A 12621-nucleotide genomic window follows, 5' to 3' on the forward strand; every position below is an offset into this window, starting at 1 on the left:
TACGGCGCGGCGCTGCGGCGTCTCGCGGCGGAGGTGCCGGGAGTGCGCGTCGCGGTGCCGCTCGCCGGCCCGGTCGCGGCGGAGGTGCGGGCGGCCTGCGCCGGCTGGCCGGGCGCGCCGGTCTTCATCACCGACACGGCCGACAAGCACGACGCCTATGCCGCCGCGACGGCGGCGCTGGTCAAATCCGGCACATCGACCCTGGAACTGGCCATCGCCGGCGTGCCGATGGTCGTCTGCTACCGCGCCCACCCGCTCACGGCGGCCTTTGTCCGGCGGGTCGCAAAGGTGCGGTTCGCCTCGATCCTGAACATCCTGCCCGGACGGATGATCGTGCCGGAACTGCTGCAGGAGGGCTGCACGCCCGCCGCCATCGAGGCGGCGCTGCGCCCCCTGCTGGTCGATCCGGCGGCGGCGGCGGCGCAGCGCGCGGCAACCCGTCCCGTGCTCGACATGCTGCGCCCGCCGGAGGGCAGACCGAGCGCCGCGGCGGCGGCGGCCGTGCTGTCGATGCTGCCGGACGGGTAGGCTCGCCGCCCACGGGCGGATGGCATGCTTGTTGCGTGATCAGGGCGGTATTCCAAACCCGTCTTTGCATCACCGGCCCGGGAGGCCAGCGCCGCATGTCGTCATCCCACCTCATCACCCGCCGCACCCTGCTGGCCGGCGCCGCCGGGACGGCCGCCATGGCCGGGCTCGCGCCACGCGCGGCCCATGCCGCGGGCGTGACGATCGGCTTCATCTATGTCGGGCCGAAGGATGATTACGGCTACAACCAGGCGCATGCCGAGGGTGCCGCCGCCATCAAGTCCATGCCGGGCATCACCGTCGTCGAGGAAGAGCGCGTCCCCGAGACGGACGACGTCGAGAAGACGATGGAGAGCATGATCCAGCTCGACGGCGCGTCGCTGTTGTTCCCGACCAGCTTCGGCTATTTCGATCCATACATGCTGCGCATGGCCCGCAAGTATCCGAAGATCCAGTTCCGCCACTGCGGCGGGCTGTGGAAGGCGGACAAGGACCCGATGAACGCCGGGTCGTATTTCGGCTATATCGGCATGGGTCAGTATCTCAACGGCATCGTCGCCGGCCACATGACCAAGAGCAAGAAGGTCGCCTTCGTCGCCGCCAAGCCGATCCCGCAGGTACTGATCAACATCAACAGCTTCGCCCTCGGCGCGCGGTCGGTCGATCCGTCGATCACGACGCGGGTCATCTTCACCGGCGACTGGTCGATGGCCGTGAAGGAAGCCGAGGCGACGAACAGCCTGGTCGATCAGGGCGCGGACGTCATCACCTGTCACGTCGACAGCCCGAAGGTCGTGGTCCAGACCGCTGAGCATCGCGGCATCTACACCTGCGGCTATCACGCCAATCAGGCGCCGCTCGCGCCCAAGGGCTATCTGACGGGCGCCGAGTGGCATTGGGCGACCGTCTACAAGATGTTCGCGACCAAGGCGCTGGCGGGCGAGCCGCTGCCGAACTTCGTGCGCGGCGGGCTCGCGCAGGACTTCATCAAGATGTCGCCCTACGGCCCCGCCGTGACGCCGGCGGCCAGGGCGAACGCCGACGCGGTGAAGGCCGAGATCATGAAGGGCGGCTATGCGGTGTTCAAGGGGCCGCTGAAGGACAACACGGGCAAGCAGGTCATCCCCGCCGGCACCGCCTATCCCGAGACGGCGATCCAGCTTGAGAGCATGAACTACCTCGTCGAGGGCGTCGTCGGCGCGATCGCCTGACGCCGGCGCGGGGAGAGTCGTGCCGTGACCGCGATCGAGCTGCAACAGGCGGCCTCGCTCCCCGCGCCCGCACGCGACGCCGACCGGTTCTATCCGCTGCGCCGCGCCGCGGAGGCGGTGGTGTTTCCGCTGGCGGCGCTGGTGATCGCGCTGGCGCTGTTCTCGGTGTTCCTGCTGGCCCTCGGCAAGTCGCCGGGGACGTTCTTCTGGCTGGTGTGGCGCGGCGCCTTCGCCAGCGCGTTCTCGTTGCAGAACACGCTGCAGCGCGCCGCGCCGCTGCTGCTGACGTCGCTGTGCGTCGCGATCCCGGCACAGCTCGGCCTCGTCATCATCGGCGGCGAGGGCGCAGTGCTGATGGGCGGGCTCGCGGCGGTGGTGGCGACCTATCCGCTGCAGACGGCACCCGGATGGCTGCTCGACGGGCTGATGGCGATCGCCGGATGCGCGGGGGGCGGGGCGTGGATCGGGCTGACCGGCCTGCTGCGGACCAAGCGCGGCATCAACGAGACGATCGTGAGCCTCGTGCTCTATTACATCGCGCTCGCCGTGTTCAATCATCTGGTCGAAGGCGTGCTGCGCGATCCCGCCAGCCTCAACAAGCCGTCCACGTACGCGATCCCGCCGCAGGCGCATATCCCGAGCCTGTTCGGCACCGAACTGCATCCCGGCCTGCCGGTCGGCATCCTCGCCTGCATCGCCGCCTGGGTGCTGATCACCCGCACCACCACCGGCTTCGCCGCGCGAATGACCGGCGGCAACATGCGGGCCGCGCAGTTGCAGGGCCTGCCGGTGCAGCGGCTGATGATCGGCGCCTGCGTCCTCGGCGGCGCGTGCGCGGGGCTCGCGGGCATGATCGAGATCGCCGCCGTGCAGGACCGCGCCAACAGCTCGCTCGCCGCCGGATACGGCTTCACCGGCATCCTGATCGCATTCCTCGCGCGGCATAATTCGCTGGCGATTATGCCGATGGCGGTGCTGCTCGGCGGCGTCGGCGCGGCGGGCGGGCTGCTGCAGCGGCGGCTCGATCTGCCGGACGCGAGCGTGCTGGTGCTGCAGGGACTGATCTTCGTCTGCATCCTCGCGAGCGATACGATGTATGGCCGTATCGGCTGGTTCCAGCCGGCGCGGGGGCGGGCATGAGCGCGATCGAGACGATCCTGGTCGCGATGCTGGCCGGCTGCCTGCGCGTGTCCACGCCGTTCCTGTTCGTCAGCCTCGGCGAGTGCCTGACGGAAAAGTCGGGCCGCATCAATCTCGGCAACGAGGGGGCGCTCGTGCTCGGCGCGATGGTCGCCTATGCCGTTTCGTACCAGACGGGCAATCCATGGCTCGGCGTGCTGGGCGGCGCGGCGGCGGGCGGCGCGCTGGGGCTGCTGCATGGCGGGCTGTGCACGCTGGCACGCGTCAACGACGTCGCCATGGGCATCGCGATCATGCTGGCGGGCACCGGCATGGCGTTCTTTTTCGGCAAGCCCTATGTGCAGCCCTCCGCGCCGCAGCTGCCGTCGATCCCGCTCGGCTTCTGGTCGGACGTGCCGCGCATCCGCAGCGCGCTCAACGTCAGCCCGCTGTTCTTTCTCGGCATCGCGGCGGCGTTCGGCCTGTATTACATCTTCCGCGGCACGCGCATGGGGCTGCGCATCCGCATCGTGGGCGACAGCGCCGATGCGGCGCGCGCGCTCGGCCTGCCGATCGAGCGCATACGCCTGTTCGCGACCGGCGCCGGCAGCGCGCTCGCCGGCATCGGCGGCGCGTTCCTGTCGCTGTCCTATCCCGGCAGCTGGAACGAGGGGCTGTCGTCCGGCCAGGGGCTGATGGCGGTGGCGCTCGTGGTCTTCGCCCGCTGGAACCCGCTCGCCTGCATCGGCGCCGCCCTGCTGTTCGGCGCCGCCGGCGCGCTGGGGCCGAGCCTGCAGACGGTGGGCATCACCTGGGGCTATTATCTGTTCTACGCGGCGCCGTATGTGGCCACGCTGGTGATGCTGATCGTCACCGTCGCCCCCGGGCGGGCGCTGGCCGGCATGCCCGGCGAACTGTCGATCGGGAGGTGAGATGAACGGTCTCGGCGGATTAAACAGGACACCGGGCGGTGTCGTGATCGGCCTCGTGCAGCTGGCGCTGCCGACGATCGAGACACCCGCCGACATCGCGCGCCAGACCGCGCGGATCGTCGAACTGGTGGGCAAGGCCAAGCGCGGCATGTCCACGCTCGATCTCGTCGTGTTCCCCGAATACGCGCTGCACGGCCTGTCGATGGACACGCGCGACGCGATCCTGTGCGACGCCGACGGGCCGGAGACGCGGGCCTTCGCGCAGGCATGCCGCGACAACGGCGTCTGGGGATGCTTCTCCATCATGGAACGCAACCCGCACGGCAATCCGTACAATGTCGGGCTGATCTACGACGACACCGGCGCCCGGCGGCTCTATTACCGGAAGCTGCATCCCTGGGTACCGGTCGAGCCGTGGGAGCCGGGCGACCTGGGCATTCCCGTCATCGACGGGCCGCACGGAAGCAGGCTCGCGCTGATCATCTGCCACGACGGCATGTTCCCGGAGATGGCGCGCGAGGCGGCGTACAAGGGCGCGGAGATCATGCTGCGCACCGCCGGCTACACCGCGCCGATCCGCGAGGCGTGGCGCTTCACCAACCAGGCCAACGCCTTCTGCAACCTGATGGTCACGGCGAACGTGTGCATGTGCGGATCGGATGGCACGTTCGACTCGATGGGCGAGGCGATGGTCGTCAACTTCGACGGCACGGTGATCGCGCACGGCACCACCGGTCGCGCCGACGAGATCATCACAGCCGAGGTGCGGCCCGATCTGGTGCGCGCCGCGCGGGCGCACTGGGGGGTCGAGAACAACATCTACCAGCTCGGCCATCGCGGCTTCTCGGCCGTGCGCGGCGGCGCGGGCGACTGTCCCTATACCTACATGCACGATCTCGTCGCCGGGCGTTACCGGCTGCCGTGGGAAGACGAGGTGCGCGTGACGGACGGTACGTCCTGCGGCCTGCCGGCACCGACGCGTCCCTATGCACCCGCGTTCAAGAATGCCGCCGAATGACCACGATCGCCTCGACCCCCTATGCGTGGCCCTATAACGGCGACCTGCGGCCGGCGAACACCACGCTGATCATCATCGACATGCAGACGGATTTCTGCGGCCCGGGCGGGTATGTCGATCGCATGGGCTATGACCTGTCGATGACGCGCGCCCCGGTCGAGCCGATCCGCCGCGTGCTCGCCGCTTTCCGGCAGGGTGGCTTTCACGTCATGCACACGCGCGAGGGCCATCGGCCCGACCTGTCCGACCTGCCGGCGAACAAGCGCTGGCGGTCGCGCCAGATCGGTGCGGGCATCGGCGACGACGGCCCGTGCGGACGCATCCTGGTGCGCGGCGAGCCGGGGTGGGAGATCATCCCCGAACTCGCGCCGCTGCCGGGCGAGGTGGTGATCGACAAGCCCGGCAAGGGCAGTTTCTGCGCGACCGACCTCGAGCTGATCCTGCGCACGCGCGGCATCGAGAATATCGTGCTGTGCGGCATCACAACCGACGTGTGCGTCTCGACCACCATGCGCGAGGCCAACGACCGCGGCTTCGAATGTCTGCTGCTGACCGATTGCTGCGGCGCCACCGACCGCGGCAATCACGAGGCGGCGATCAAGATGGTCACGATGCAGGGCGGCGTGTTCGGCGCGATCGCCGACAGCGCGACGCTGCTCGCCGCGCTGCCGTGACGACGGACGTGACGGGGGCGATCGAGGTCGAGGCGGTCGGCATCGCCAAACGGTTCGGCGCCTTCACCGCGCTCGACGGCGTCTCGGCCCGGTTCCGCCCGGCGCGCGTGCATGCCCTGCTCGGCGAGAACGGCGCCGGCAAGTCGACGCTGGTGAAGTGCCTGCTCGGCTACTACCGCGCCGACGAGGGCAGCATCCTCGTCGAAGGGCGCGAGGCGTCGATCGAGCGCCCAGCCGATGCCGACGCGCTCGGCCTCGGCATGGTCTATCAGCATTTCACGCTCGTGCCGTCGATGACGGTGGCGGAAAACCTCGTCATGGCCCGCGCCGACGTGCCGGCGGTGATCGACTGGTCGCGCGAGCGGACGGCGCTGGCGGCTTTCATGCAGACGATGCCGTTCCAGGTGCCGCTCGACATCCCCGTGGGACGGCTCGCGGCGGGCGAGCGGCAGAAGACCGAGATCGTCAAGCAGTTGTACCTGCGGCGGCGCTTCCTCGTGCTCGATGAACCGACCTCGGTGCTGACGCCGGCCGAGGCGGAGCAGATGCTCGGCCTCGTGCGCGAACTGACGCATTCCGGCGCGATCACAACCGTCATCATCACGCACAAGCTGCGCGAGGTGGCGATGTTCGTCGATGACGTGACGGTGCTGCGGCGCGGCCGCATGGCCGGCAGCGGTGAAGCCCGCAGCCTGTCCGCCGCCGCGATGACCGCCATGATGATCGGCGAGCCGCAGGTCCCGGCCAACCCGGAACGGCGGGGCGTGCCGGCGCAGGCGCCGGTGCTGGAGATCACCGGCCTGCGCACGCCGGGGATCGGCGGGCGCGCGGGCCTCGGCATCGACAAGCTGATCGTGCGCGGGCGCGAGATCGTCGGCATCGCCGGCGTCTCCGGCAACGGACAGGCCGGTCTGGTGGAAGTGCTGGCCGGGCAGCGCGCGGCCACGGACGGCGAGATGCTGGTGGACGGCGAGCCCTATGACGCGACGCGCGGCGCGGCGCAGGCGCGGCATGTCCGCGTGCTGCCCGAGGAGCCGCTGCGCAACGGCTGCGTGCCGCGCATGACGGTGACGGACAACCTCAATTTCCGCACGTTCGACGACGGCGGCGGTCGCTTCTGGCTCGATGCGCGCGCGATGGGACAGCGGGCGCGGCGCATGATCGACATGTTCGGCATACGCGCCCCCTCCCCGCTCGCCCCGATCGGCGTCCTGTCGGGCGGCAACGTGCAGCGCTGCGTGCTCGCGCGCGAACTGGACGGCGAGGTGCGCCTGCTGGTTGTCGCCAACCCGTGCTTCGGACTGGACGTGAAGGCCGTGGCCGACATCCGCGCGCGGATCATGGCGGCCCGCAATGCCGGGACGGCGGTGCTGCTGATCAGCGAGGATCTGGACGAAATCCTAGAACTCGCCGACCGCATCCTGGTGATGCGCGAGGGCCGGATCGTGCACGAGACGCCCGGCGCGGGCGCCGACGCGCAGGCGATCGGCGCCCACATGGTCGGCCAGCACTGACGCGACCGGCGCTCAGGCGCCGCGGCCGCGCACCACCACGTCCGCCCGCAGGGACGGCTGCGTCGCCATGTAGAGATCGACGCTCGGCAGGAACAGGGCGCGCCACGCCGCCTCGTCGTCGATGCCGCCGTCGCGGAAGCGTCGGGCCTCGATGATCGACGGCGCATCGCTTTCGATGAACAGCGCGAGGTCGTAGAGCGGGCGCAGCACCGGATCGAGAACGGAACACCCCTCGACGATCAGCGGGCCCTCGGGATGCAGCGGCATGGGATCGGCCAGCAGGCATCGGGTCGTCCAGTCGAACGGCACGTAGTCGCACCCGCCCGCCGCGTGCAACGCCGTGATGGCGGAGCGGAACTCGTCGACCCGTATGAACGGATAGGGAAAGCTGGGCGCGATGTCCCGCGGCCACGTATGCTCCGGGCGGTAGAAATCATCGAATGCCAGGATGGGCAGCCCGAACCGCGTCGCGAGATGAACCGCGAGCGTCGTCTTGCCCGCGCAGGGCAGCCCGTCGATCGCGATCAGCCGGGCCGCGCGGATACGCGCCTCCAGCGTCTCGGCCACGTCGTCGAACGTCAGCACGGGCCGGCCGTGACCGTCCGGATACGCGGGCGAGGGCTGCCCAAGTGGCAATGGCGGGGTCGATGACGGCGGCGGGGGAATGATGTCTGGTGGTGTCATCAGACCGTCATACCAATGAAATCGGCACGGTGGAACCAGTCGCTGCGTCAGTCGGTCGCCAGCAGGCCCGAGGCCGCCGCGCGCGCGCGGCTCTCGGCCATCGCGCGCGTGACCAGGAGCGCCGCCTCCAGCGCCCGCCGCCCGGCGGCGGCATCCACCAGCACCGGGGCGCCGTCGAGGCAGGAGGCAACGAATGCCGCCTGCTCCGCCGCCAGGGCGTCGTGGTCCTCCCAACCGGCCTCGGCCGCGCCGAAGCCCGGCACCTGCGCGACAGGATTGCCGGTGCCGCGGCCGATATGGGTGAGGCGGCGGTTGGCGAAATCGACGTTCAGGTAGCCCTCGCGGGCGAAGATGCGCATCCGCCGCTCGGTGCGGAAGCTGATGCGGCTCGCCGTGATGGTCGCGACGGCGCCGCTTGCGAAGCGGATGCGCGCGTTGGCGATGTCCTCATAGGCGCTGGCGACCGGCGCGCCGACCGCGTCCACGCTCTCGATCGGGCTGTCCACCAGCGCCAGCACGAGGTCGAGGTCGTGGATCATCAGGTCGAGGATGACCGACACGTCGGTCCCACGCGGCTTGAAGGGGGCGATCCGCATCGCCTCGATATACAGCGGCCGCGCGATCCGCCCGGCGAGCGCCCCGTGCGCCGCCGAAAACCGCTCCAGATGCCCGACCTGCAGGACGCGCCCGGCGGCGCGGGCCAGGGTGGCCAGCTCGTCCGCCTCGGCCAAGGTGGCGGCGATCGGCTTTTCCATCAGCACGTGGCGGCCGGCGCGCAGGGCGGCCGCGCCCAGGGCGAAATGCGCCTCGGCCGGAGCGGCCACGATCACGGCATCGGTCGCGGCGAGCAGCGCGTCCCAGTCCAGGGCCGGCGCGCCCGCCTCCCAGCCCACCGTACGGGCGCGTTCCGCGTCGCGGTCGAAGACGCCGGCAAGCACCGCCCGCTCCGACGCCGCCACCTTCAGCGCGTGGTAGCGGCCGAAATGCCCGGCGCCCGCCACCCCGATCCGTAAACGTCCGTCCATCAGCGCCCGCCCGTTGCCGCCGGGTTGCTACCAGCAAGGGCGCGTGCTTGCCAGCGCCGGATCGCGCGCCTATCAGCCCAACCGCCGCCCTGACCGCCAGCCGTCCAACCCGCCAGAGGCCAGCCGCACCGTCCGCGCATGATGTATTTCAGTCGCCTGAAGACCACGGCCATCGCGCTGGTCTGCGCCCTCGGCGTCCTGCTGTGCCTGCCGAACGTGATCCGCGCGCCCGCGCCATGGCTGCCCTGGCACAGCGTCCACCTGGGCCTCGACCTTCAGGGCGGCAGCTACCTCCTGCTGGAGGTGGACATGAAGGCGGTGGTGAAGGAGCGGCTGGACAGCCTGGTGGACTCCGTCCGCACGGCGCTCCGTCCGGGCAGCATCTTCTACAGCCGCCTCGCCGCCGACACCGAGCATGACCGCGTCGTTCTGCGCCTGCGCGACCCGGCCCGGCTGCCGGACGCCCTGGCCGCGCTGAAGCCGCTGACGCAGGACAGCGTGACACCGGGCGTGCCCGACCTCGATCTCGCGAGCACGCCGGACGGCACGGTGACGCTGACCTTGAACCAGACCGGGCTGACGCAGCGCGCGACGCAGGCGGTCCAGCAGTCGATCGAGATCGTCCGCCGCCGCATCGACGAGACCGGCGTCCTCGATCCGCAGATCACGCGCCAGGGCGACGACCGGATCGTGGTGCAGCTGCCCGGCATCCAGGACCCCAACCGGATCAAGGAGCTGCTGGGGCGGACGGCGCATATGACGTTCCGTCTTGTCGACGACAACGCGATCCCCGGCGCGCCGCCGCCGCCGGGCGACGAGCTGCTGCCGATGCAGGACAACCCCAAGGTGACGCTGCCGGTGCGGCGGCGCATCGACGTGGACGGCGGCGACCTGACCGATGCCCGGGCCGCGAACAACTCGCAGACCGGGCAATGGGTGGTGACGTTTGCCTTCGACTCCAACGGCACGCGCCGCTTCGCCCAGGTGTCGAGCGACAATGTCGGCCACCGCTTCGCGATCGTGCTGGACGACAAGATCATCAGCGCGCCGGTCATCCGCGAACCCATCACCGGCGGCCGCGGCGAGATTTCAGGCAACTTCACCGCGCAGTCGGCGACCGACCTCGCGGTGCTGCTGCGCGCGGGCGCGCTGCCGGCGCCGCTGACGGTGGTGGAGGAACGCAGCGTCGGCCCCGAGCTGGGCGCCGATTCGATCCGCGCCGGCGCCATCTCGCTGCTGATCGGCTTCGTGCTGGTGATCGCCTACATGGGCATCTTCTACGGCCTGTTCGGCTGGTTCGCGAACCTGGCGCTGATCTTCAACCTGATCCTGATGCTGGCGGTGCTGTCGCTGCTGGAGGCGACGCTGACGTTGCCGGGCATGGCGGGCATCCTGCTGACGCTGGGCATGGCGGTCGACGCCAACATCCTAATCAACGAGCGGGTGCGCGAGGAGAGCCGCAACGGCCGGCCGCCACTGGCGGCGCTGGAGGCCGGGTTCAAGCGCGCCTATTCGACCATCTTCGACAGCAACGCGACGACGTTCCTCGCGCATGTGATGCTGTTCATCTTCGGTTCCGGCCCGGTGAAGGGCTTCGCGGTGACGATCACGGTCGGCATCGCGACGACGCTGTTCACCGCCTGGATGCTGACGCGGCTGTTCGTCTCGCGCTGGTATGTCGCGACGCGGCCGCAGCTGCTGCCCGTCTAGTCGCCCGCGTCTAGTTGCCCGCCTGCCGCCCGCCCCATTGCCCGGTGTGATGCCATGCTGCGTCTGCTGATGCGCCCCGCCTTCCGCCTCGTCCCCGACGGGACGCGCATCCGCTTCATGCGCGGACGGGTGATCGGGCTCGCGACCTCGGCCGTGCTGTCGACCCTGTCGATCGCGCTGTTCTTCTATCCCGGCCTCAATCTCGGGATCGACTTCTCGGGCGGCGTGGTGATGGAGGTCCGCACGCCCGGGCCCGCCGATTTCGGCGTGCTGCGCGGGGCGCTGTCGGGCGTCGGCGAGCAGGGCGTCCAACGCTTCGGCGCCCCCGATCACGTACTGATCCGCCTGCCCGCGCAAAAGGGCGCGGCGGCGACCGAACAGGCGGTCAAGCGGGTGCAGACGGCGCTGGAAAAGGCGGTGCCGGGCGTGAAGGTGCTGCGCACGGACGCGGTCGGCGCCTCGGTCTCGGCGGAGCTGTTCCGCAACGGGCTGCTGGCGCTCGGCATCTCGCTGCTGATGATCCTGGTCTATATCTGGTTCCGCTTCGAATGGCAGTTCGCGGTCGGCGCCGTCGTCACGCTGATCCTCGACATCACCAAGACGATCGGGTTTCTCGCCATCACGCGCTTCGACTTCGACCTGGTGATGGTCGCGGCGATCCTGACGGTGCTGGGCTATTCGACCAATGACAAGGTCGTGGTGTACGACCGCGTGCGCGAGAACCTGCGCAAATACCGCACCATGCCGCTGCGCGAGCTGATCGACCTGTCGATCAACGAGACGCTGAACCGCACGCTCGGCACCTCGATGACGGTGTTCCTGGCGTCCCTGCCGCTCGCGCTGTTCGGCGGGACGTCGATCTCCGGCTTTGCCTGGGTGATGCTGTTCGGCATCGTGGTCGGCACGTCATCCTCGATCTTCATCGCGGCGCCGATCCTGCTCTACCTCGGCGAGCACCGGCTGCGGCGTGATACCGCCCCGCCGAAGCAGCCCGCCCCCGCGCGTCGCTGATACCGCCGCCGCTCGGCGCGGATCGCCGGCCCGATCAATAACGATATTTTTCCGGCGATTTGGCTCACGGATCGCCCGACTCCTCGGCCTCGCGCCGGGCGTCTGGAGCATGCTGGGCGTTTGATCGGCGCCCGTTGCCCGCCGATGTATGCGGCGCCTGCCGCTGCGTGCGGGAACACTGTATACAATTTGATTCGACGCCGCCTAGCTGACCTATTATTTCATGTTGCACGTGATCTAAAAGTACCAAACCCGTCCACAAATGGATGTCGTTGACGTGACATTGACGCAGGATGACACGGCACCTGCCCTGCCGATCCGGGCGGCGCACCGATCCGGCCGGTCGCTCGACTGGGACGGCGTGCAGCCATGGTTTCAACCCATCGTGGCGCTCGGCGACGGTGCGGTGGCGGGGCTGGAGGCGCTGGCGCGGCTGCGGCGGCCCGGTGGACGGCTGGTGGCACCCGGCGGCTTCGTGCCGTGCATCGAACGCACCGGCCGTTCGGCACAGCTTGCCGAGCGCATGCTCGCGACGACCCTCGACCTGCTCGCCGACGGCACGCTGCCCGTGGATCTTCCCCTGGGCATCAGCATCAACCTGCCGCTCGATCTCCTGCTCGACCCCGGGACGCCCGGGTGGCTACGCGCGGCCTGCGCACGGCATGGCGTGGCGCCCCCATGCCTCGTGGTGGAACTGACCGAAAGCCAGCCGGTCGCGGACCTCGCCCGGCTCGCGCTCGCCGTGACGGCCCTGCGCACGGAGGGGTTCGCGGTCGCGATCGACGACGCGGGCAGCGACCTGCCCGGCGACCTGCGGCTGCTTGCCCTGCCCTTCTCCGCCCTGAAGCTGGACAAGGATCTGGTACGCCTCGCCCTGCGCCCGGGACCGGTGCGGGACGACGCGGCACGCCGGCTGGCGGCCCTGGCGGCCGAGGCGGCACGCCGCGACCTGCCGGTGATCGCCGAGGGGATCGAGACGGAGGAGGACTGGCTCGCCCTGCGCCGGGACGGCATCACCTACGGGCAGGGATTCTGGATCGCCCGCCCGATGCCGTCCCCGGCGCTGCCGGCGTGGTCGCGCGCCTGGTCAGGCCGCCGCCCGCGCCTCCCCTGATCCGGCGGCGGCGCGGCCCATCATCTCGGCCCGCGCGGTGAGTGCGGCGCGGACGCGATCGACTGCCGTCCCGGCCACCGC

The 12621-nt window shown here is 70.2% G+C and carries 11 protein-coding genes and 1 pseudogene; 10 read left to right on the plus strand and 2 right to left on the minus strand.

The features are described 5' to 3' along the window. The 7 genes and pseudogenes from B8460_RS06910 to B8460_RS06940 all read left to right on the plus strand — a co-directional run. A pseudogene (locus B8460_RS06910) lies at positions 1-528 on the plus strand (lipid-A-disaccharide synthase); the annotation flags it as partial. A gap of 95 nt (positions 529-623) precedes the next feature. Continuing rightward, positions 624-1739, plus strand: coding sequence for a BMP family ABC transporter substrate-binding protein (locus B8460_RS06915; RefSeq protein WP_048860849.1), 1116 nt, complete (start codon positions 624-626; stop codon positions 1737-1739). A gap of 24 nt (positions 1740-1763) precedes the next feature. Beyond that, on the plus strand, positions 1764-2879 hold the full coding sequence (locus B8460_RS06920; RefSeq protein ID WP_052945159.1) for an ABC transporter permease: 1116 nt from the start codon (positions 1764-1766) through the stop codon (positions 2877-2879). Further along, positions 2876-3790 carry an ABC transporter permease gene (locus B8460_RS06925; protein ID WP_048860850.1) on the plus strand — a complete coding sequence of 305 codons (915 nt, stop codon included), beginning with the start codon at positions 2876-2878 and terminating at the stop codon, positions 3788-3790. The genes B8460_RS06920 and B8460_RS06925 overlap by 4 nt, the downstream gene beginning before the upstream one ends. 1 nt (position 3791) lies before the next feature. Beyond that, on the plus strand, positions 3792-4808 hold the full coding sequence (locus B8460_RS06930) for a formamidase (protein ID WP_048860851.1): 1017 nt from the start codon (positions 3792-3794) through the stop codon (positions 4806-4808). After that, entirely contained in the window at positions 4805-5482 is a 678-nt protein-coding gene (gene biuH / locus B8460_RS06935; protein ID WP_048860852.1) for a biuret amidohydrolase, read from the plus strand. Before B8460_RS06930 ends, biuH begins: the two co-directional genes overlap by 4 nt. Positions 5483-5490: 8 nt before the next feature. Further along, positions 5491-6996, plus strand: coding sequence for an ABC transporter ATP-binding protein (locus B8460_RS06940; protein ID WP_241771134.1), 1506 nt, complete (start codon positions 5491-5493; stop codon positions 6994-6996). Between the two features lie 12 nt (positions 6997-7008). Here B8460_RS06940 and B8460_RS06945 read toward each other — a convergent pair whose 3' ends face one another. Together B8460_RS06945 and B8460_RS06950 are read right to left on the minus strand one after the other, a co-directional pair. Continuing rightward, positions 7009-7581 carry a uridine kinase family protein gene (locus B8460_RS06945; protein ID WP_048860854.1) on the minus strand — a complete coding sequence of 191 codons (573 nt, stop codon included), beginning with the start codon at positions 7579-7581 and terminating at the stop codon, positions 7009-7011. A 146-nt stretch (positions 7582-7727) separates the two neighbouring features. Then, on the minus strand, positions 7728-8705 hold the full coding sequence (locus B8460_RS06950) for a Gfo/Idh/MocA family protein (RefSeq protein ID WP_048860855.1): 978 nt from the start codon (positions 8703-8705) through the stop codon (positions 7728-7730). Positions 8706-8843: 138 nt separating this feature from the next. Here B8460_RS06950 and secD point away from each other — a divergent pair, with 138 nt between their 5' ends. From secD to B8460_RS06965, 3 genes are all read left to right on the plus strand, one after another. Beyond that, positions 8844-10415 carry a protein translocase subunit SecD gene (gene secD, locus B8460_RS06955; RefSeq protein WP_199445573.1) on the plus strand — a complete coding sequence of 524 codons (1572 nt, stop codon included), beginning with the start codon at positions 8844-8846 and terminating at the stop codon, positions 10413-10415. Between the two features lie 54 nt (positions 10416-10469). After that, positions 10470-11426 (plus strand): protein translocase subunit SecF, encoded by a 957-nt coding sequence (gene secF / locus B8460_RS06960; protein WP_084623302.1) that lies wholly within the window; start codon positions 10470-10472, stop codon positions 11424-11426. A gap of 277 nt (positions 11427-11703) precedes the next feature. After that, positions 11704-12540 (plus strand): EAL domain-containing protein, encoded by an 837-nt coding sequence (locus B8460_RS06965; protein ID WP_158322736.1) that lies wholly within the window; start codon positions 11704-11706, stop codon positions 12538-12540. Positions 12541-12621 lie beyond the last annotated feature (81 nt).

Origin of the sequence: Acidisphaera rubrifaciens HS-AP3 (genome assembly GCF_000964365.1) — a bacterium.
GTDB lineage: Bacteria > Pseudomonadota > Alphaproteobacteria > Acetobacterales > Acetobacteraceae > Acidisphaera > Acidisphaera rubrifaciens.